Origin of the sequence: Halalkalibacillus sediminis, from assembly GCF_002844535.1 — a bacterium.
Lineage (GTDB): Bacteria > Bacillota > Bacilli > Bacillales > Alkalibacillaceae > Halalkalibacillus_A > Halalkalibacillus_A sediminis.
This window is the reverse complement of record NZ_PJNH01000002.1, coordinates 79,555-100,666: the sequence shown is the minus strand read 5'-3', so window position 1 is coordinate 100,666 and position 21,112 is coordinate 79,555. Positions and strand designations below refer to the sequence as shown.

25 protein-coding genes are annotated in these 21,112 nt (G+C 37.7%); 10 read left to right on the top strand and 15 right to left on the bottom strand.

The genetic code is table 11. The annotated features are described in order from the left end of the window. Positions 1-9: 9 nt before the first annotated feature. From CEY16_RS06805 to CEY16_RS15320, 4 genes are all read right to left on the bottom strand, one after another. Entirely contained in the window at positions 10-669 is a 660-nt protein-coding gene (locus tag CEY16_RS06805) for a TetR/AcrR family transcriptional regulator (RefSeq protein ID WP_101331247.1), read from the bottom strand. Between the two features lie 130 nt (positions 670-799). Next, positions 800-1,198, bottom strand: a complete 399-nt coding sequence (locus CEY16_RS06800; protein WP_420795525.1) for a VOC family protein — start codon at positions 1,196-1,198, stop codon at positions 800-802. 186 nt (positions 1,199-1,384) lie between these two features. Beyond that, positions 1,385-1,804 carry an alpha-helical endospore appendage domain-containing protein gene (locus tag CEY16_RS06795; protein WP_202908613.1) on the bottom strand — a complete coding sequence of 140 codons (420 nt, stop codon included), beginning with the start codon at positions 1,802-1,804 and terminating at the stop codon, positions 1,385-1,387. A 62-nt stretch (positions 1,805-1,866) separates the two neighbouring features. Then, complete coding sequence (locus CEY16_RS15320) at positions 1,867-2,688, bottom strand: alpha-helical endospore appendage domain-containing protein (protein ID WP_202908612.1); 822 nt, start codon at positions 2,686-2,688, stop codon at positions 1,867-1,869. Positions 2,689-2,885: 197 nt separating this feature from the next. On the opposite strand from CEY16_RS15320, the gene CEY16_RS06785 reads away from it, so the two are divergent. Continuing rightward, positions 2,886-3,830 carry a hypothetical protein gene (locus tag CEY16_RS06785; RefSeq protein WP_101331245.1) on the top strand — a complete coding sequence of 315 codons (945 nt, stop codon included), beginning with the start codon at positions 2,886-2,888 and terminating at the stop codon, positions 3,828-3,830. Positions 3,831-4,092: 262 nt separating this feature from the next. On the opposite strand, the gene CEY16_RS06780 is transcribed toward CEY16_RS06785, so the two are convergent. Together CEY16_RS06780 and CEY16_RS06775 are read right to left on the bottom strand one after the other, a co-directional pair. Then, positions 4,093-4,644: a hypothetical protein gene (locus tag CEY16_RS06780; protein WP_101331244.1), complete on the bottom strand. Its 552-nt coding sequence runs from the start codon at positions 4,642-4,644 to the stop codon at positions 4,093-4,095. A 162-nt stretch (positions 4,645-4,806) separates the two neighbouring features. Next, a complete protein-coding gene (locus tag CEY16_RS06775) occupies positions 4,807-5,472 on the bottom strand; it encodes a type 1 glutamine amidotransferase domain-containing protein (RefSeq protein ID WP_101331243.1) in 666 nt (221 codons plus the stop codon). 235 nt (positions 5,473-5,707) lie between these two features. On the opposite strand from CEY16_RS06775, the gene CEY16_RS06770 reads away from it, so the two are divergent. Further along, a complete protein-coding gene (locus CEY16_RS06770; protein ID WP_101331242.1) occupies positions 5,708-6,685 on the top strand; it encodes a sodium:calcium antiporter in 978 nt (325 codons plus the stop codon). A 192-nt stretch (positions 6,686-6,877) separates the two neighbouring features. Here CEY16_RS06770 and CEY16_RS06765 read toward each other — a convergent pair whose 3' ends face one another. Both CEY16_RS06765 and trhO read right to left on the bottom strand, forming a co-directional pair. Then, positions 6,878-8,356: a UDP-N-acetylmuramoyl-L-alanyl-D-glutamate--2,6-diaminopimelate ligase gene (locus CEY16_RS06765; RefSeq protein WP_101331241.1), complete on the bottom strand. Its 1,479-nt coding sequence runs from the start codon at positions 8,354-8,356 to the stop codon at positions 6,878-6,880. A 268-nt stretch (positions 8,357-8,624) separates the two neighbouring features. Beyond that, positions 8,625-9,596 (bottom strand): oxygen-dependent tRNA uridine(34) hydroxylase TrhO, encoded by a 972-nt coding sequence (trhO, locus tag CEY16_RS06760; protein ID WP_101331240.1) that lies wholly within the window; start codon positions 9,594-9,596, stop codon positions 8,625-8,627. A 270-nt stretch (positions 9,597-9,866) separates the two neighbouring features. Between trhO and CEY16_RS06755 the strand changes: the two genes are divergently transcribed. Next, positions 9,867-10,718 (top strand): DUF2785 domain-containing protein, encoded by an 852-nt coding sequence (locus CEY16_RS06755; protein ID WP_162297881.1) that lies wholly within the window; start codon positions 9,867-9,869, stop codon positions 10,716-10,718. A gap of 38 nt (positions 10,719-10,756) precedes the next feature. Here the strand turns inward: CEY16_RS06755 and CEY16_RS06750 are convergent, their stop codons facing one another. Together CEY16_RS06750 and CEY16_RS06745 are read right to left on the bottom strand one after the other, a co-directional pair. Next, positions 10,757-11,194, bottom strand: a complete 438-nt coding sequence (locus CEY16_RS06750) for a DUF2512 family protein (RefSeq protein ID WP_238378817.1) — start codon at positions 11,192-11,194, stop codon at positions 10,757-10,759. 54 nt (positions 11,195-11,248) lie between these two features. After that, positions 11,249-11,767, bottom strand: a complete 519-nt coding sequence (locus tag CEY16_RS06745; protein WP_101331237.1) for a DUF3231 family protein — start codon at positions 11,765-11,767, stop codon at positions 11,249-11,251. A 139-nt stretch (positions 11,768-11,906) separates the two neighbouring features. Between CEY16_RS06745 and CEY16_RS06740 the strand changes: the two genes are divergently transcribed. The 4 genes from CEY16_RS06740 (at position 11,907) to CEY16_RS06725 (ending at position 15,740) form a co-directional block, all read left to right on the top strand. Then, positions 11,907-12,227 carry a four-helix bundle copper-binding protein gene (locus CEY16_RS06740; RefSeq protein WP_202908611.1) on the top strand — a complete coding sequence of 107 codons (321 nt, stop codon included), beginning with the start codon at positions 11,907-11,909 and terminating at the stop codon, positions 12,225-12,227. A 97-nt stretch (positions 12,228-12,324) separates the two neighbouring features. Then, a complete protein-coding gene (locus CEY16_RS06735) occupies positions 12,325-13,029 on the top strand; it encodes a response regulator transcription factor (RefSeq protein ID WP_101331235.1) in 705 nt (234 codons plus the stop codon). Then, positions 13,026-14,396: a sensor histidine kinase gene (locus CEY16_RS06730; protein ID WP_101331234.1), complete on the top strand. Its 1,371-nt coding sequence runs from the start codon at positions 13,026-13,028 to the stop codon at positions 14,394-14,396. Before CEY16_RS06735 ends, CEY16_RS06730 begins: the two co-directional genes overlap by 4 nt. A gap of 33 nt (positions 14,397-14,429) precedes the next feature. Beyond that, positions 14,430-15,740: an APC family permease gene (locus CEY16_RS06725; RefSeq protein ID WP_101331233.1), complete on the top strand. Its 1,311-nt coding sequence runs from the start codon at positions 14,430-14,432 to the stop codon at positions 15,738-15,740. Positions 15,741-15,817: 77 nt separating this feature from the next. On the opposite strand, the gene CEY16_RS06720 is transcribed toward CEY16_RS06725, so the two are convergent. Together CEY16_RS06720 and CEY16_RS06715 are read right to left on the bottom strand one after the other, a co-directional pair. Then, entirely contained in the window at positions 15,818-16,198 is a 381-nt protein-coding gene (locus CEY16_RS06720) for a carbonic anhydrase (protein ID WP_101331232.1), read from the bottom strand. 1 nt (position 16,199) lies between these two features. Continuing rightward, positions 16,200-16,517 carry a PH domain-containing protein gene (locus CEY16_RS06715; protein WP_162297880.1) on the bottom strand — a complete coding sequence of 106 codons (318 nt, stop codon included), beginning with the start codon at positions 16,515-16,517 and terminating at the stop codon, positions 16,200-16,202. A 256-nt stretch (positions 16,518-16,773) separates the two neighbouring features. Between CEY16_RS06715 and CEY16_RS06710 the strand changes: the two genes are divergently transcribed. The 3 genes from CEY16_RS06710 to CEY16_RS06700 all read left to right on the top strand — a co-directional run bounded on the left by CEY16_RS06710 (position 16,774) and on the right by CEY16_RS06700 (position 18,106). Next, the gene (locus CEY16_RS06710; protein ID WP_101331230.1) at positions 16,774-17,130 is read left to right on the top strand and encodes a VOC family protein; all 357 of its coding nucleotides are present in this window, start codon (positions 16,774-16,776) and stop codon (positions 17,128-17,130) included. Positions 17,131-17,200: 70 nt separating this feature from the next. After that, positions 17,201-17,614: an ion channel gene (locus tag CEY16_RS06705; protein ID WP_101331229.1), complete on the top strand. Its 414-nt coding sequence runs from the start codon at positions 17,201-17,203 to the stop codon at positions 17,612-17,614. Positions 17,615-17,728: 114 nt separating this feature from the next. Beyond that, positions 17,729-18,106 (top strand): magnetosome magnetite crystal formation protein family, encoded by a 378-nt coding sequence (locus CEY16_RS06700; RefSeq protein ID WP_101331228.1) that lies wholly within the window; start codon positions 17,729-17,731, stop codon positions 18,104-18,106. A gap of 37 nt (positions 18,107-18,143) precedes the next feature. Here CEY16_RS06700 and CEY16_RS06695 read toward each other — a convergent pair whose 3' ends face one another. The 3 genes from CEY16_RS06695 to CEY16_RS06685 all read right to left on the bottom strand — a co-directional run bounded on the left by CEY16_RS06695 (position 18,144) and on the right by CEY16_RS06685 (position 21,099). Beyond that, positions 18,144-19,889 (bottom strand): helix-turn-helix domain-containing protein, encoded by a 1,746-nt coding sequence (locus tag CEY16_RS06695; RefSeq protein WP_143484598.1) that lies wholly within the window; start codon positions 19,887-19,889, stop codon positions 18,144-18,146. Between the two features lie 392 nt (positions 19,890-20,281). Further along, the gene (locus tag CEY16_RS06690) at positions 20,282-20,857 is read right to left on the bottom strand and encodes a hypothetical protein (RefSeq protein ID WP_101331226.1); all 576 of its coding nucleotides are present in this window, start codon (positions 20,855-20,857) and stop codon (positions 20,282-20,284) included. A gap of 50 nt (positions 20,858-20,907) precedes the next feature. Next, positions 20,908-21,099, bottom strand: coding sequence for a hypothetical protein (locus CEY16_RS06685; protein WP_101331225.1), 192 nt, complete (start codon positions 21,097-21,099; stop codon positions 20,908-20,910). Positions 21,100-21,112 lie beyond the last annotated feature (13 nt).

Sequence of the window (21,112 nt, the reverse complement as noted above, 5' to 3'; positions counted from 1 at the left end):
ACTTTCTAACTATTTATAAAATGTTCTCTTCATAAGATCGAGGTATTCGTTGAATTCTTCTATATAATATTCGAAATCAATTTCAGACATTTTCTGGCCTTGTAATTGTGTCTTCTTTTCATTTTGATAACCATCCATCGACCACTGAATCAGTTGGAATGCCTTGTCGACATCAATGTCCTCACGGAATAAAGATTTGTCTATGTCTCCGTATATCTTTTCGAAGCCGATTCGCTGCAACTCCTCGAATTTCTCATGATAATTTTTCGGTAACTCATCGGGCTTTGACAACAAAATCGTACCCATGAAATTGAAAACATTTGGATTCTCCAAAAATGTTTTCATCTTAATGGCCGATGTTTGTTTCAGTCTTTCAATAAAATCTTTTTCCTCAGTGTCTATTTGTTCTAGATAATGGTGGATGGTTATATCGAGACTATAATCCACCAAGTAATGAAAAAGCTCTTTTTTATTTTTGAAATAGTAAAATAACATCCCTTTACCGATGCCAGCGTCTTTAACCATTCGATTTGTAGATGCTTGTTCATACCCTTGTTCAGCGAATTCTTTAAGAGCAGCATCCAATATTCTTTGTTGTTTTTCCTGATCTAAATTCTTAAAAGGTTTTGGGATTTTCTTCTCCCCCTTTTCTTGTAAATTATGATTCATCTCTATCGTTAGACCACTTTGGTCGATTTTATTATATAACTATTCGACCAGACTGGTCAATACTTTCCTTCGAAGTATTTAAAAACGAAAAAAGCAGCTGATATAAAATCAGCTGCTACCTTCATCAAAATTATTTCAAGTTCAATTGCCAAGATACCCCGAATCGATCTTCAACCCATCCGAATTTTTTACTGAAAGGTTGTTTATCAAGAGGCATCAACAACTTTCCACCTTCTGATAATCGTTCATAAACTCTATCTAACTCTTCTTCCGAATCAAAATCTACATATAGAGACATCGATGGAGTGAATGTGAAATCGTGATCGGTCGGACTATCAATGCACATGTATTCCACACCATTCAAAGTGAACGTGGCTTGCAATACATCGCCAACTCTCCCACCTTGTCCTTCTTCATACTTAGACATTTCAAGTATCTCAGAATTCGGAAACAATGTCGTGTAAAGCTTCATCGCTTCTTCTGCTTGTCCTTGGAACATCAAAAACGTGCGGATACGAATCTTTTCCATCATCAATATCCTCCTTTGGGTTTTCTTGTTCCCCCTATAACTCGAATATAACTTGTTCTGCAACTAACATCAATGAGAAAAACTTGGCTTTTCGCCAAGTCCTAATGGCGAAAAGCCAAGTTTTTCACATACTTTAACCCTTTAACAAAGTTAAACATTCTTAAAGTACAAAAAGTCACCGGTTTTTCAAGACCGATGACAATGACATTTTTCATTTTTTAATTGACTGGTCAAGCATTCTGAACAGCAGCAATTACACTTTCTCTTATGATGCTTATGGTGGTGATGATGGTGATGATGTTTTTTATCACAAGTTGTTTCATGGAAATATAAAACGTTCTGTAGCTTCCTCAAAAGAATCCATTCTTTCATCACAATCGTTTCTAGAAATTGATTCATATTACGATTGAACTGAATGATCTCCTCACTGGATGGATCCGTCGGAAAATCTTTACACTCCCCTACGAAAGCTTGAATTTTTTCCGCCTCCGCTTTCATTAAATGAGATAGAGAAATCTCTTCTAGAGCGATTGACTCTAATAGATCAACTATTACTTCTTTCCGATTTGGACGATAGGGTTCTGGCGGAATACTTGGCATACTCATATTTACACCTCCTAGAGTATGATTAAGAAAAAAAGCTGGCGGTGAAGCCAGCTTTTCAGACATTATACTTCGCCATTTGTGTTATTTGCACAGTCTTCGATTTCTACGAAAGGATCATCACCTTCCCCAGCAGTAAAGTTAACTACAAAACTCTCGAATTCTGCTTCAGGTGAAAGTGGTAAAATAGTTAAATCCATTACATCTCCACCATCTGTGATTTCTAATGTGAAGAAATAGACCACATTAGCTCGACGGATTGTGCCCGTCACAGTTGCAGTACCTGCTGCAGGATCGCACTCTACGTTTGTCGCTCTACCTTGGTTGAAGTTGACTACCGGAGTTAAACCAACAAAGTTGAAACTCAACTCATTCACGCTAGGATCACAATCTTCTCCACATATCTCTACGTTATAAGTGGTATTAACTTCTACCTCAGGATCACCACCATTGATCGTTACTGTCGCTTGAACCGGACCACCAACGTTCTGGCCAGTAATTGAACAAATACACTCAGTAATTGGGTCTGGACCATTACCGTTACCGTCCTCATCCAACTCAAAGTTAAGAAGGTCTTCTAGTTTTAATAATAGAAGGAACTCTTTATGAGCAGCAATTTTCAATGTCTGGTTGATGTTACGATTGACAGCTATCAAGTTGTCGATAGAATTTCCAACTAACTCTGGAAAATAATCTTCTGGGTCATCACCTTCAGTTCCCGGGATTTGCAATGTTCCTAAAGCACGTTGAAGTTTTTCAGCCTCACCATTCACCAAGTGGGCTAAACTTAATTCTTCTAAACCGATTGATGCTAGCATAATATTGATAGCGTCTTGTCGTGTCAGAGTGATCTCCGAATTAATATCTGGTACGTTTGGATATCCCATTATCTCACCTCCTTTCTTGCTTCTCTTCATCCTATGAGGCGAGATTCTATTACGAGCAAGCTATTGTCTCTACTTATAGAAAAATAGACTCGTGTACATGTCCAATTGTGACATTTCTTTCGATTTGAAAATTTATCTACATTTGACACTCTGAGTATGGTAAGATATTGTAAGTGAAAAATTTTAGGGGGTACACAATGAAAAAATTATTAATTGCTGTTTTGTTGATTGGTGCATTATTCTTGGCAGCATGTTCTGAGTCCAAAAGTGACAAAGAAACTGTGGCAGATGGTTTCGATCAACTAATTGAAGCTGACACTTACGAAGCAACTTCAGTCGTAGATCTGAATGTCGATGTTGAAAATATGGATCCGTTTATGGCACCATATATCGACATGATCAACAATTTCGAAATTAGCGCTGACACGAAATATGACGGTGAACGTGAAATGCAGGAGACGGTTTTAAACATGAACGGTCAGATGGCTCCAATGTCATTTGATGTTTCTATCCCTTTTTTACAAGACATGAAGAACCAAACCATGTATGTAGAAACTGATAGTCTGATTGAAAACTTCTCTATGATGTTAGGAATGATTCCAGAAGATTTAAAAGGTAAATTAATTAAAATCGATATGAATGAGTTAGAAGGTTATGAGGAAGAGCAAATAAATTATGAAGACATTCAAAATCAAGCAATCGAAGTAGTAAATGATTATTTTGATGAAAAAGATGAAGAAGACTTCTCCAAAGAAGACGATTACTATGTTGTCACTTTCGATGAAGAAGATTTGAAAAACCTGATGGAAAGAATGATGAATGAATTAGGTGACGAACTTGGAGAGGAAGTTACTGAAGAAGACATCGAACAGATGAAGAGCGATATTGATGAGATGATGGAATATGTAACAATCAACACTCTCGAAGTACGCAACAAAATGGATGGCGATTACATCGAAAACCAAATCGTTAACATGGACTTCTCATTTGATGATAAAGAGGGTACTGCAGGGGATATCCAAATGGCAGTAGACACAACATACCAAAACTATAATGGTGACATTGAATTCACAATCGATCCTGAGAATTCAGAAGTGATCGACGTGCAAGAATTAGAATCATTGATGGGACCTGGATTCTAAGTTACCGTCACTTTTCAAACCTGGCTTAACGGCCAGGTTTTTTTGTTAGAAAAACTTGGCTTATCGTCAACCCCTAATGGCGAAAGCCTTTGTTTTTCACATACTTTTAATCCTTTAACAAAGTTAAACATTCTTAAAGTATAAAAAAAGCGCAAGCGTCCTGCTAGAAACGTAGAGAATCAGCAAAAGCATCCGCAGCGAAAACCGTCTGTATAATTTTGTATAACTAATACAAAAGATACCCCTTTTAGAAAACGTAAACCTATTTTTGAAAATTATTTGAAAAATATTTTGATAGGAAGAAAAGAATCGCTGCAACACAAATGATACCCACGTGATGAACCCAAGGGACTATTAATAATCCGGCCATCATGATAGAAGCAGAAATTGATAAGAACAGACCCGAAATTATTCCCTTTCGAAAGATCACGATGCCCATTAAAATTAATCCAATAGGAAAACCTAATGATAGAGCGCCAACTGGCATAAATTCAACATTCCTGGTCAGGAGTTCAGGTGATGGTTCTGTTACACCCACTAGATAAATAAGCGAGATGAACTGACTAACCATCAAAAACGGTGTGCAAAACCAAAAGACTAGGAATGATATATTTTCAATAGAACTTATGCTCTCATTGATTTTTTGATAAAATCCTATCGATCCAATAAGGATTAGACCTAAAGCTATTAATAAAATATAGACTAGTACCGCCTGATCCGCCCCCGTTCTCCCTGTCTCGTTGAAAGAGAATAATGGTGGAATCATAAAGAAAATCGCACCAAAACGCATAATCTTTAATAGTAATCCATTCATTTTGTATCACCTTTGTACAATTTTGTTGTTCAATTATATATTAGCACAATTATTATCCTACTATAACTGGATATGCAAACTGCGATTTACTGATTTAAGCCACGGAACAAAAAAAGCTCACGAACGGATCAATCCGTTCGCGAGCCTGTCTTTCTCCTACATTTAGTTATTCAACTGACGAACTACTTCTTTCGCTACGCTTTCAGTAGACTGTGGGTTCTGTCCAGTCACTAGATGACCATCTGCTTCGACATGGTCACTCCAGTTTCCATCAGCTTTAAAGTTAGCTCCAAGTTCTAATAACTTAGACTCTAATAAAAATGGTACTGTTTCATCTAGTCCCATTTCACTTTCTTCAGCATCCGTAAATGCTGTTACCGTTTTACCTTTTACTAAAGGTTTTCCATCTGATAATGTGACGCCAACTAAACCAGCCGGCCCGTGACAAACGGAAGCTACCACTTTATTCGCTTCATACATGTCACGCAGTAAATTTTGAAGCTTTCTATTTTCTGGGAAGTCGATTACTGTTCCATGACCTCCTGGTAAGAATACGGCATCAAATTCGGAACCGTCGCCGATATCATCAATAGGTTGGGTCCCTTTCAAGTATTGTTTCGTATCTAATATTTCTTGAGGTACATCGTCACCTAAACTGTTTGGATCGATCGGTACATCCCCACCATTAGGGCTTACCACTGTAATACTGTATCCGAATTCTTTAAATTTAGCATATGCTTCACCAAACTCTGATAACCATAGTCCTGTTTCATGTCCGCCTTTTAATTCACTTGCAGTTGTTACTACCATCAGTATACTCTTAGACATCTATAGATCCTCCTTGTGTTGCATTGATTAATTGTGTTTCTAATACTAGTTTTACCCGCTTCCCACCCAAAGCTAAACGTAGATATTATTTAGGAGCTATTTAAGAAAAACTCAAGCTACGTTTTTTACAAATTTTATAAAGTGTTAGAACAAAAGTAAAAGGGTATGTCTTCGGTATAAGACGGGAATTTTACATAAATCCTCGAAAAGCAGCCAACCGAAGGAGCACTTTTTTATGACCTGGATCTATATAAGTATTTTTGTGGTTTCTGGAATAGTTTCGGCACTTGCGGCCGTTCAGTTATCCAAACATGCCGATACTATTAGCCGATTAACCAACATTGGTGGCGTACTGGCTGGAACAATTCTTCTGGCAACTGCGACTTCTTTGCCAGAATTAACGACGACCATTTCTGCGAGCTTGATCGGAAACGCAGACATTGCCGTAGGAAACGGCTTTGGAAGTGTGTTGTTCAACATTTTTATGCTATTTCTATTAGATATCTACTTCCGGAACAAACGATTATTTTTGAATGTTTCTCATAGTCATATCTACACTGGTGTGATCGGATTATTACTTTGTGGAGTCTCAGCTGTCAGTTTAGCACTCAATCTTTCGCTATCTTTTTCCATAATTGGTCTGACCAGTATCGCCATAGCCTTGATTTATACATTCGGCATGTGGTTCATTTCCAAAGTACACAAAACGCCTGAAGATGAGGATGAGCAACACTTCTCAGAAAATCCTTCTGTTCGACATTCTATTAAATACTTCATTTTGTATGGAATTGTTATTTTGGTTTTCGGAAGCGCACTTTCGATCTCCGGCGATGCAATTTCTCAAAACACTGCCATAAGTGCTTCTGCAGTAGGAAGTATACTGGTCGCTTTTGCGACTTCCATTCCAGATGCACTAGGGGTGTTTACAGCATTGAAGCTAGGAAATGTGAACCTTGCGATTGGAGCGATTCTAGGAAGTAATGTGTTTAACATCCTGGTGATTGCCATAGGAGACATTTTTTATTTTGATGGTAATATTTGGGGTGGCACAAGTTCAGACCTCGTTTACGTCGCAATCGCTGGCTTCATATTGACGGCCCTTGTAATGATTATCATTAAACGTGACCATGCCCGAAATTCATTTACGTATGTTCTTCCTTCTTTAGCGGCGATTATTACCTATTTAATCGCAGTGGGGATTATTTTTATGTAATTAAGAAAAACAGTGGAACTATTCTTCCACTGTTCAACCTTCATATAAATGATACCGAAAAGTCATTTGAGCATGTAAAAAACTAGGTTAGATCATCACTACTGAATTTGAAGGTTCTGTGACTTATCATTCTTTACCATGTATAAAGATCCTGACCGAATACTGTAAACCTCTGTACTGTGTAGTGCTTCTTTATCTCGAGACAGTCTCCATAAGTTTTCTAGCGGTCTCTTTATCATCAAAAGGGAGCTTCTCATTGTTAATCAACTGATAGCTCTCTTGCCCTTTTCCTGCAATGACTACTACATCTTCGGCTTGAGCGAGCCTCAAGGCAAGAGCAATCGCTTCTTGTCGATCAGGGACTATGTTGACACTTGTCTGTTGATCGATTCCACTTTGAATATCTTCAATAATTCTATCCCGATTTTCTGTACGAGGGTTATCAGAAGTAACAATTACATGATCACTATAATTACTCGCCACTTCCCCCATTATAGGACGTTTGGTGCTATCACGGTCTCCACCACAACCAAAGACGGTCAAAATGTTCCCCTTCGACAACTCTCTTATAGAAGATAGCACATTCTCTAGCGCGTCTGGAGTGTGGGCGAAATCGACAACCGCAGTATAATCCTGATTATCACTGACAACCTCCATTCGACCTGCAATATTTGGAGTTGTTGATAGGCATTCTGTAATTTTCTCTAAAGAAACTCCCTCTGCTATGCATGTAGCAATAGCAGCCAGCGAATTGTAAATATTGAACCTTCCAATCAAGGGACTACTTACTTTATAATCACCTTTGAAAGTCGACAATAAAAATTCCATCCCATTTGGAGTAATCTCAATATCTTTGGCCCTTACATCACATTCATTTTCAATGCCATATGTAATCACTTCACAAGACACCATCTGTTCTAAGTATTCATAGGCCTCATCATCTATATTCAGAACAACATGCTTTCGCTTAGTTGCATTAAATGAATTGCCCATCCCAGAAAATAGAAGAGCTTTTGCTCTCTTGTAGTCTTCAATTGTACCGTGATAATCCAAGTGGTCTTGAGTTAAATTCGTGAAGACAGCAGTCTTAAAATCACAACCTGTAATCCTTTTCATATCCAAACCTTGAGAGGTCACTTCCATTACACAAGAATCATGTTTTAGATCTCGCATTTGCCTCAAGTTCCTTTGTAGATCAGGCGGCTCTTGTGTGTTGATGGCAGTCTCCTTCCATTGTCCATCAATTTTCATAATGTTATTTCCCATCAAACCATTTTTATATCCTGCTGATTCTAAAATGTGATCTATGATATATGAGGTAGTCGTTTTTCCATTGGTTCCAGTCACACCAATCAACCCAATGCTTTCTGAAGGGTGATCATTAAAATGTGTCGCCATAACAGCTAAAGCTAACCGAGTATCTTTAACGAATATTTTAGGCACATCAACATCTACATCCCTTTCTACTACTAACGCCACTGCACCTTTTCCCACTGCTTCCTGAGCGAAATCGTGCCGATCTTTTAACAAACCCCTCCTAGGCGTGACACAGACGAACACTTCTCCTCCCATTATTTTCCTAGTGTCCATTTCAACACCTTTAACCTCTACATTTGTATCACCGACGGTTCTGCTGACCGTCAGCAACTTCGTCAACTCTTTTAATTCCATATAGATCTCTCCCCAACAAACTTAGTTCTTCTATTGTTTTTTATCGTACCTCTTATTTCCTTATCTTCATAAACAAATCAATTTAAACCCCCTACTATGATAACTCAACCTGTAATTTTTTCCAATTCACATCTCGTATGCAATGAAAGAATCCCTTCTGATTATGGTTATTAGATAATATAACCTGATATCTAACACTGAGAAATCGATATAGACTGATAATAAAAAACATGCAAGGCCTCCTGTGCCTTGCATGTTTCCATCAATCTTATTTTACTGTCTCATTATAATACTCTTCGATTTTATCCAACCGTTCTTGGACTTCTTCTTCACTTAAATCATGTTCCTGGATATATAGGTTACGTTCTGCCGTACGGCATTCATGAGTGCAACCACGCATGAAAAAGTGTTCATTTTCTTCAGAGCAAAGGATCTGCTTATTACAATCAGGGTTCGCACAGTTTACGTAACGTTCACACGGCTCACCAGTGAAATATTCTTTTCCTACTACTACATGCTCTTCCTGATTGATCGGAACACTGATACGCTCGTCAAACACGTAACATTGGCCGTCCCACAGTTGTCCTTTCACCTCTGGATCTTTTCCATAACTGACAATTCCGCCATGAAGTTGGTTCACATCTTCGAAACCTTCTTTAACTAACCAGCCGGAGAATTTCTCACAACGGATTCCTCCTGTGCAGTAAGTCAAGATTCTTTTACCTTCGAGCTTCTCTTTATTTTCACGAATCCAGTCTGGAAGCTCTCGGAAGGTATGAATGTCTGGACGAATCGCACCACGGAAATGTCCAAGGTCATATTCATAATCGTTACGAGCATCAATCACGATCGTATTTTCATCTTGCATTCTCTCGTAAAATTCCTTAGGCTCTAAATAGTTACCTGTCAGTTCATTTGGATTAATATCATCTTCAAGTCTTAGTGTAACGAGCTCTGGGCGAGGACGTACATGCATTTTCTTGAACGCATGACCATCTGATTCATCAATTTTGAACTCCATATCAGCGAAACGCTCGTCTTCACGTAACGTTTTCATATATTCTTCGGTCTGCTCCACAGTACCTGAAACAGTCCCATTCATTCCTTCATTTGCTACTAAAATACGTCCACGTAACCCCAATTCCTTACAGAAAGCAAGATGTTCATTCGCAAATTCTTCTGGATTATCAATGGTTACATATTGGTAGTACAATAACACTCGATACTCTTTGTTGCCCATGTTCAACCACCTCTTATATATTGTTCAATTAATTAAATTTACTAGTCAAATCAATCTTTAATTTTAGTATAAGTTAGCGAATTTTGCAATATAGAAAGTTTGTCAAAAAACCAACAAGAAAGTGCATTCGTCTGATTGTCCTTTATAAGAAGAGGTTAAAATATATATAAGAATTTATGCTAAAATTGCTAGGGAAACCAATAGGTAATCTACTAATAAAATTTACTGACACTAGCTATGAATTTTAATAATAATGAAAGTGGCGAGAGCATGAACTTAAAATCAGAACTGAAAAAAATTCTATCCGACCAACCTACCCATATTATCGATAATGAAACTCTGATTGAGAAGATGTTAGCTAATATAGGATCCGTCGACCCCGAACTACGGGACGAGCTTATTTTTAGTACATTTGGAAAATTAATTATCGAAGAGAGATTAACACATAAACAATTGGAATATATCCTTCAGAAATGCTTGAACAAATTGTTTGTCGATATTGGAACAGCAGAAGGCGATTCAGTATTCGCTCGATCATTTTCTGCTTTAACGATTGCTTTAATCTTAGAAAAAGATAGAGAGAAACAACTATTATCTGATGACCTTGTAGAACGAGCAATCGATTCAAGTATCAATTACTTAAGGCTAGAAAAAGATATTCGTGGTTACGTTCAAGGTAAGGGCTGGGCACATAGTGTGGCCCACGGAGCGGATTTATTAGCAGAAGCCATCAAACATCCTTACTTTAATACTGAGTTATCTCATGAAAGCCTTGAGGTAATCAAGCTATGCTTATTTAAAGAAAGCTCATCGATGGTACCTTACGTAGATGACGAAGAGGAGAGGTTGATTTTTGTAACTGAAGCTCTCATGGAGAAAGGCACTTCACAAGAAGATATAGAACACTGGGTATCGGAAATTTCCAATGAGTTAAAGTTTCACTTAGAAAGAGAAGGATTCGGTCTGAGCTTTTTTAGGAAGAGAAGCGATGTCATTAATTTCTTAAGAGCGTTTTATTTCAGGTTACTATTTAAAAATGAGAAACCGTCTCTACAAAAATTAATAGCGGAAGTCTTAGAAAAGTGGCATAACCAACTATTTAATCCTAAAAGCGAACAATAACAAAAGGGACATGGATTTTAATCCATGTCCCTTTTAAATTATCTTAAATCGTCCTCATCCATAGAATTACCATCTAATGGATTTGTTTCTTCAGCAAATTCCTGAGTTTGCGTACGGTAATCCGGGATACCGATTCCGTCTTCCTCTTCTGTTCCATCGATCATCTGATGGAAGAAGAATTCGAACGCAATCACCCCGACAGCACTCACCAATGAAGCCGTAAAAAGATTGCCTACAGTTGGCAACATCCATAACATGAAATATACTACTGCGAAGGATAAAACAAAATCTGAGGCAGTCGCTACCGTATTATTAGTTCTGGGCAATATCAATCGATCACCTATAAAATACGAAACCAATACGACTGCTACTGTGGTAGCAAATACATTACCGAATGCCACATCGAAACCTACACCTAGTATTAAAAATAAAAGCGCTAAACTCGCAATGAATTTTATACCTAAATTTTTTAACATGTCCAAGAAGTTCACCTCCTTTTATTTTTAGAAAAAGCTGCCACAATGGACAGCTTAGATATTCTGATGCACAGGAACTTTCGTGTGCATTGGTGGTGGTACGAGCCACCCCTTCGTCTTACTTAACCGTAAAGCCTTTGCACCTGCCTGGGCTTTGTTCATGTGATACTGACCAAAAAGCATGCCTATATCTTCACGAATCGATTGACCGATGATTCCGCTACAAGATACAAGTCCTTGAGCGATTTTTCCGGAAATGGTAGCCATGATTTCTGGGTCACTCACCCTTGCTCCCACTGGAATATCTTCCAAGTTAGCGTAAGAACGTTCAGGTGGAGATGGAGGAATTGCGATGCCATTCAGTTTCAATATTTCTTCTAAATCTTTTACCTCTTGCTTTATTCCCTCTGTTAGTTCATCAAGTAATTTGTGTAGATCTTTGTCGCCAGTGTGATTGCTTAAAGTTTGAAAGCCGGCAATATCACCTTTTGCTACTTGTAAATAAGACCAGATTCCGAAAATTTCACCGTAGTGAAGCGGTTCATTTTTCGGGTTTCCAGACAAAATTCCCATCTAATTCACTCCTTAGTATTTGGTACATCATTTAGAATGGCTTTATTTAAAATTTCTATGCATTCATTTGATTCTCTTCACACTTTCTTCAAAAAGTATGGGAAAGCTGTTTTTAACACTAAGAAAGGGGTTTTTTTCTATGACTTTTCAAGAATGTATCGACGAATGTTTGAAGTGTGCGGACGCATGTAATTTTTGTTTTGATCAATGTTTACAGGAAGATGATGTAAAACATATGGCAGAATGTATCCGTTTAGATCGCGAATGTGCAGAGGCTTGTACTTATGCTGCACAAGCTATGCAAAGAAACAGCCCGTTTGCGAAACAGATTTGCGAATTATGTGCAGAGATTTGCCAAGCATGTGGAGACGAGTGCCAGAAACACGACCATGACCATTGTCAGAAGTGTGCTGAAGCTTGTTACTCATGTGCAAAAGCATGCCGTGAAATGGCTGCATAATTTAAAACACCTCACCAACTCCGATCACTTGCATAATGGTCGGAGTACATATTTATTGGAAAAAGAAGTTATAATGGTTCGAAAGGAGGGAAATCTAATGCAAAATCGAATTTTGGTTGTAGATGATGAGTCGACGATGAGACATCTAGTTGGATTATATTTATCCAATGAGGGGTATCATATCGAAGAAGCCGCTTCAGTTGATGAAGCAATCCTTTTACTGGGAGAACAATCTTTTGACGTTATAACCTTAGACTTAATGATGCCTGAAAAAGATGGGTTTGAATTGTGTACATATATTAAAAATGAAAATATTGAGTCGTCCATCCTTATGCTGACAGCAAAAACAGAGGTATCAGATCGAGTAAAAGGCTTAAACATGGGCGCTGACGATTACTTGATGAAGCCTTTTGCTCCAGAAGAATTAGTAGCTCGAGTCAATGCGCTATTACGCAGAAACCATTCTCAAATTCACAATGATAAAGAACATGTCCAAATTAAAGACTTAAGCATCTCAAAACCTTTCCGGAAAGTTGAAGTTAAAGGAACAAGCTTAACTTTGACTCCAAAAGAATTTGATATATTGTACATGCTTGCAACCTCACCAGGCCGTGTATATACACGAGATAATATAATGGATAATCTCTGGGGCGAAAACGATTTTTACGATCCAAGGACAGTTGATACACACGTTAAAAATTTGCGTGTGAAACTAAGTAAAGCTAAATTATCCTACCAGCCAATCAAAACAGTGTGGGGGATTGGATACTCATTTAATTATGAGGAGGATGAAAATTCATGAATACGGTTTTCAACAAAATCGGTCTCATCATCCTCCTCCTTTTCTTAACCATATTAATTCCTCTAGGTATTGTCATACATGAAATATTTCAGACTACAAAAGATAAGCACCTTCGTGAGGAAACTCATGAATTGGCCACTCAACAAGCTTACCATTTGAACATGATGGAAGAAGAAAGTTGGCTGGAAATTGGAGAGTCCCTTTCAGAAGAATATTCGAGAGAAATTGTCATCATAGGTTCGTCAGGACAAATAGTGGTCAACTCAGGGGTAAATAATTTCGAAGAATATGTTAGTCAGGACTTAACTTCAGAGGGCACATATACAACTCCTGATGATCAATCTTTTTATTTTTCTAGTAGAAAGGTTGGCGATGGGAACTCAGTGGCCACCGTTTATGTATTTTCCCCACTTGATTTGATGAAAGAATCGACCCGAGACATGCGGAATGCACTTATATTATCCGGAATAATCGCTATTATTTTAACCATTGGGCTCACTTGGGTTATTGCAAGAAACTTTACAAAACCACTTAGAAGAATGGACGAGGCTGCGAAGAAAATGGCAAAAGGAAAGCTAGATGTAACCTTACCAGTCCGTTCAAATGACGAAATCGGTACACTGTCAGACTCCATTAACGAGCTAGCAAAAGAGATTAGGCACTACCGAATGACTCGAAATGAATTCTTATCCAATGTTTCACACGAATTACGTACTCCTATTTCTTACACGCTTGGCTACAGCCAAGCACTTTTAAGTGGTCTGTTTGAAACCGAAGAACAACGCCGCTCTTACTTGAACATCATTCACCAAGAAGCGAACCGGATGAATTTTTTAGTTCGTGATTTAATAGAACTTGCCCAAATGGATGAAAATAAGTATGCTCTAGAACTCTCATTTGTAGACAGTATTGAAATTGCTGAAAAAGCCATTGAAAAGGTGAGTCTACAGGCTGAAGAGAAACAAGTTCACATTCACACAAATTTTCCAAAAAAAGTTCCTAAGATTGTTGCAGATCCAATCCGTTTAGAGCAAATTTTCTTGAATATATTACAAAATGCCATTCAATACATGGACAAGGGCGGTGAAATAAATTTCACTATAGATAATGATAGTGATTCCTTGGTACACACCATTGAGGATACAGGCCCGGGGATTTCTGAAAACAACCTTCCTCATCTATTTGATCGATTTTATCGTGTAGAGAAATCCAGGTCGAGGGAACATGGAGGTTCAGGATTGGGTTTAGCCATTTCTAAGCAACTAACTGAGTTACAGTATGGAGAGATTGATGTTTCTTCAGAGTTAGGAAAAGGAACATCTTTCGTAATTACATTCCCTCAAGTTAATGAATCCAGTAAAGGTTAGAGATGATAATTTCAGAGAATGGAGTTGATTATAATGACTGAATATAATAAGGACAGCATTACATTAACTGGAGCAGTCGGGTTAGGGACAGGTGTCATGATCAGTGCGGGTATCTTCGCACTACTAGGTCAGGTCGCTGAATTAGGAGGCGTCTGGTTCCCCTTAATATTCATTTTAGGCGGGGTTGTCACAGGGTTCAGTGCTTATTCTTATGTAAAAATGAGCAATGAGTATCCTTCCGCCGGCGGTATAGGAATGTTCCTTGTAAAAGCCTATGGTAAAGGGACCGTGACAGCAGCCGCAGCAATGATGATGGCAATATCCATGGTTATTAACCAAAGCTTGGTCGCACGTACTTTCGGGACATACACGCTACAATTGTTTGATGTATCAACCTCCAGCTTTTGGGTACCTGTTCTTGGTGTAGCACTCATAATCTTTGCATTTTTGGTGAATATCTCTGGTAATACTTTCATCCAGTCATTTACATCAATTGCTTCGTTAATTAAAATCATTGGAATAACTGTTTTTGCTCTTGCTGGTTTATACGTTGCCGGTTTCTCTTTAGAACCAGCAGAGGCAGGAAATAACGCGCCAGAAACGACGATAGCAAGTTTTATTGCAGCAATCGCATTAACTATTCTATCTTTTAAAGGTTTCACAACGATAACTAACAGCGGCTCTGAGATCAAAAAGCCGAAGAAAAATGTTGGCCGGGCTATAGTAATATCTATATTAATCAGCTTAGTCGTTTATTTACTCTTGGCTTGGGGTGTTTCGTCTAATTTAACTCTAACGGAAATCATCGAAGCTCGTGATTATTCACTTGCTGAAGCCGCACGTCCAGCCTTTGGTGATATTGGGGTATGGCTTACAGTAATTTTAGCGATAATAGCAACGATTACAGGAATCATTGCAAGTGTGTTCGCAGTTTCAAGAATGCTTGCTATGTTGACTGATATGCGACTCATTCCACACAGCCATTTTGGTATGCCTGGTTCGATTCAGAAGCACACATTGGTTTATACCATTGTAATAGCTATGGCTCTCACGATCTTCTTCGACTTGAGCCGTATTGCTTCAATGGGAGCCATTCTGTATTTAACAATGGACATGATCATTCATTGGGGCGTCTTCAAACACTTACGGGAAAAAGTGGGAGCAAATCCTTTCATTGTTCTTACGGCCCTTTTATTAGATGCCATTATTTTAGCAGCATTTGTATGGGTGAAGATACAATCAGACTTGTTAGTGGTCGGGATATCAGTAATTGCTATTATACTGATTGTAGCCGGCGAGTGGTTCTTCTTAAAACGAGTACAAGAAGAGGAAAGTGCACAGTAATTTAATTAAATTTCTTATAAGATAAAAAAAATCCTAGCTTTTGGGCGTCTATTACCCTTTAGCTAGGATTTCTACTGTTATACTACTTGTTCAACTTCCCATCGATCGTTGACGTATAATCCGACAACTTCAACGTTATACCCCCATGATTGGATCAATTCCACGGACTCTTTGATCTGAAGTTTCTTTTCCTCAGCATCAATCGGGTTACCTGCGCAATCATGATGACCAGCAACCGCTACAACATTTGAGCCATGCTTTTCTACAGAAATACCGATTTTGGCTTGAATGCTAGCCAGTTGATCCACAGAACCTTCTAATAAAAATTTATTAGGCCCCGCTTCAGTCAAAGTGTCTACAAAATCCACTTTATATTTCTCTCTCATCCAATCATTAACCGGAACCTGTACCCTTCCGTCCATGCAATTGATTACTGTAGCGAATGTTCCTTCAGCCATTTCAATCATCTCCTTTATCATTTTTCCTTTTATTTTTCACTTCTATTTTGGGATTAATCTCCATCATTTTCTGAACAAAGAGCTCTTCATTTTTCGGCGAAATATGTACCATTTGAAAATTGTCATAGAGGATTTCAAGACGCTTGATTGCCATGGCAGCAGAAGCTATGACACTTCTCGAATAAGTGATTTGTTGAAATGTATTCACATCTATCTTTTTCCAAAAAGGTCCGAAACGCAGAATCAATAGCTCCCCTCTCAGTTCGTATTTCACACCGAACCACATAATCCACAACATAAGAAAGGCAAGTGTGTACAAAATAAGCGCTCCTAGAATGTTCGGTTCAAGGAAGGGTGGAATGACACATACTGCAACCGTTAACACGATCATAATCGAATAAAATGTATCGAATTTAACTTTGAAAAGGATGGAAGTCACCTCTTTTTTCCAGAAAGACAGCTATATAAATATTATATCATGACTCAATACAGCTCATCCAATATGCTTAAAAAGATTTCAAATCTTAACCATATAAGTTAAGATAAGATTTACTATTCAACAAGGAGAGAAATAAATGAAATTCGGAAGATTAATGATATTCATTACAAATATAAATGAGGCCAGATCTTTTTACAATGGAATATTAGGGTTTGAAGTAACTGATGAAAATGATCACTCAATCATTTTCGATGTCGGTGGTGTTGAATTAATTGCATTTCTAGGTGATAAAGAACGTGAAATTGGTGATTATTCGAATGAATCGAGATCTGTCATTGTCTTTGAAGTTTCATCAGTAAATGAAACTTTCCAGACTCTGAAGGCTAAAGGGGTAAGGTTCTTACACGAGGAACCGAATGAAACTGAAACAAATATATACGCAGCTTTCGTAGATCCTTTTAAAAATGTGCATGAAATTGAAGAGCTAAAATAACCTCCCTCCCCCTCCCTAGCATGTTTACGGAAGATGATTTCGGGAGAATAGATTAGCAAGGAGGGGTTTGATGTCGACTTTTTTAATCGTATTAGCTGTTATTTTCTTTGTAGTGAATCTTTATTATTTTTTCACTAATAAGTCTTACAAATACAGCTACTTTAGTTCAGTTTTATTTTTCAAATTGTTTGTTGTACTATTAGGCATCACAATAAGCTTCGGCCTACTCTATTATGCTTTATCCCTCAACCATGTTGTACTTAACAATACCTCTGGCAATCCCGTTAATGTGACTTTCTGGAATGCAATGTATTTCAGTGGAGAAACGATTTTATCCGTTGGTTACGGAGATCTTGTTCCTGTTGGATCAGCTAGATTTTTCGCTTTACTCGAAGCTGCTTGCGGACTGCTTTTACCAACGGCATACTTCATTAAAGCCTTGGACGGATCGCGCAAAAATAAAAATGAAGACAATTACCATTAGTTGACCATTTATAAGGGCAACTTTTCTAAAAAAAGTATACCCAGGTATACATTAAATTTCCCCCTCTACATGCTATGATTATAGTTAATTTACAATCTAGAGGAGGGTTCAATCATGTCTACAGAAGAGGTTTTGACACACGATGTAGAGCAAGATCGAAAAGACAACAAAGCAATGGCGATCATCGCATACTTAGGTATTTTTGTCATTGTACCGTTGTTAGCAGCAAAAGATTCTCGGTTCGCTATGTATCACGCTAATCAGGGACTCATTTTATTTATCTTCGCTGTTGTACTTTATACGATTGGCTCGATCATTCCCATTCTTGGTTGGTTATTGATATTACCATTGACTTCACTTCTTTCGCTTGTGTTAGCCATTATGGGCATCATTAATGCTGCCAATGAAAAAGAAAAGCCTTTGCCGTTAATTGGAAAATATACGATTATTCAATACGATAAGCTCAATAAAGACACTCAATCTTCATCTTAATAAACGAAAATTAGGGTAAGCGATCAATACGCTTACCCTACATCAATTTAATCAGCTTCCGGATCAACTGCGTACGATTAGCAGATTCCGTCTTTCTTAATATTCTAGTGATATGCTTCTTTACAGTTACTTCTGCAACGAACAATCGCTCAGCAATTTCACGATTACTACAATCCTCCAAAATCAAACGGACAATATCTAGTTCTCGTTCAGTCAATCCATAAATTTCACTAAGATATTTCATTTGGTTGTTCTTACTCGCATCTTGAATAAAATTATTCAGGTAGCCTTGTAGCTTTTTACCTGTTAAATCGAGTATATATGTTGGTGCAGGGTATTCTTCACCAAAGTCTTCGTGCTCACTATTTGGAACAACTTTAAACCCAAAATTTTCTAGAACTTGCTGCAGAAAACTCAAAGGTGTGGATACGACTATTTTTCCTCCAGTCAATAACAGAGGAAACAAGCTATACATCAAATAACTCCGTACATTTTTGTCAGAAGGATCTTTATAATCCAGTAAACGAATATAATAACCTGCTCGTTCATTGGGTGGTTGATTAAAATAATCATATTCTTCTCTAGGCAATCGTTTGAAATACATTCTAGAAACAGGCTCTTCAGAGAGTTTCTTTAAAGAGTCTTCATGAATCGGTACAATCACTGACATTCCGATTATAGACCCCTGTTGATCCCTCAACAATTTGGTCGATTCGAACCCCATTCTTTTGATGTAATCAATATCTACCTTCTCTAACTCCCGCTGATTATGTTCAGCAGAAGCATAAAATCGGTACATCTTATCCGAGAAACGATTATAATATTCTGCTTCACTGACGGTTATTTGTTTCTTTTTGTGTTCAAAAAAATCTTTTAAATCCACTAAGTTATGTTCGTTTAACGGCTCTAGATACATATTTTTTCCTGGGTTTTCTTCCCCTTCAAAGAATACTGATTGTATGAATTCGTCACCACTGTGATAAAAGAAAGCAGCGATATCTTTCAAGTCCCTGGTAGAAATGAGCCTTTTATAATAATAACTAGCGACTTTCCTATTAAGTCTCTCAAACTTAATTCGATCTCTCTCTTTAAGGTCAGCTAAGATAGCACCTCTCACTAAATCATGTATGAACCAGCCATCTTTATGCCAACGGATGAAGGACAAGTTCGTCAACATCTGAAATAATCTATAATCAAGTTGCTCCCCAACCACGTATTCAATCGCCTCTTGGTTGAACCGTGTAAATATTGCAGCTACCTCAACTATACGGAATAAATCAGGCTCACGAATTTCTCTCAACCATCTATCGGTCAACCTTTTAACGATCTTATGGAAACCTTCGTCTTGGAATAAATTCGATGGTGGATAAGTTCGGTCTTGAAATGTCAACGCACTTAGTGTCAGTGTGAGTGGATGTCCATTGGAAAAATTCCAGATATCTTGGATGGTACTTGGATTGTTGATTCCGCGTTTCTGAAGGAAGTGCTCAGTCTCTGATTCAGTGAGAAAAGGGATTCCCCTTTGAAGTATCTGCTCACTCCATCGCCAGCTTTCCACCCATTCATCCTTTAAAGAGCTTCTACCTGCTGTTAGTACCAGAATGTCTATATGCAAATATTTTAGAAAAATATCACGAAACCATCTCTCGGTTTGATCTAATTCTTCGAATGTATCAATGGCTAAAACAATTTTATGGTCAGCAGAAAGGTCGTTGAGGTATCCAATTAATTCATGTAAATGCATGAGGTGAGGGGGACTAAGTTGAGATTGTTGCGTCATCATAAGACAGAAGTGTTCACAAAGGGATTCAGTCGATTGCAAAAAATCTTTACTATCAAACCTTAAAAATAGATCTCCGTCAGAGATACTGATTTGTTCAAATACGTCTAGGAGATAACTCTTTCCTACACCCCCTGGACCATATAAATGTAGCCATCTTTTTTGAATATCATTTTGTTCAACCCATTCTTTATATAAGGCTATTTCATCTTGTCTTCCAATAATCTCGGCAATAGGTGTGGATTGATTTCGATTTATATGATTTATTTGTTTAATTTTAACCCCTCCTATTTACCTACTTATTCAGAATATTACAAATTATTCTCTCTGATGTCAAAGGTATTACATAAAAAAACTAGCCTCATCGAAACTGAGACTAGTTATCTATCAAATCTTTATTCGATTTCTTGTAACTCTATGATTAATAAATCGATTTCGTTTGAAACACTTTCCAAATCTTCTGTAGATAAATCCATCATTATGCGTCCCTCAGGATACCGAACATTCCACTCACTAGATCGCACGAGGTTCGTATAACTCTCTTCGGAAGACTCATGGAAGTTTCCTATCTGTTCTTCATTCATTGCTGGAATTTTTTCGAAAACTAAGTCATACATTTTTTGATATTGATCGTTCAGCTGAAGAATCAACTTAGAACGCTCATTCTCAAGTGCCACGTCCGTTGTGTTGCGAACCACAGATTCTAAAGGTTTGCCTAGTTCCCATACCACCTCTGCCTGTGCTTCATCCTCAGGTAAATTAGACTCTTCCACAGCTGCTTCAAGGTACTGGTTAAGGTTACGCCATCCTTCAGTAAAAGAGTTCATCTCGTTCATCAATATCGCATGTTCCAAGTTCTGAATTTCTTCTTCATTTTTTGCCTCTTGATCAAAGTAAAATGCAATAAACGCTATACTTACTCCAACAGAGAGAGCTAATATGATTCTAATCCACTTATTAGTTTTGAACATTGGTGCCTGCCTTTCTTAGCTGTGTCATTCCACAATTAACTTTTCATTCATCATAACAGATAAATAAACAATCCCAATGCGATAAACGCTCCAATAATCGTAACTATATAAATCAACGACAAGTTTGTCACATTTCTTTTTGTTGATTTATAATAACCTTCGTCACTTTTTCCTCCAAGCGAAAGGGTAATAACAAGTGCTATGACGCATACAATTATTCCAATCGTTGCATACCAAAACATTTTGTAAACTCCT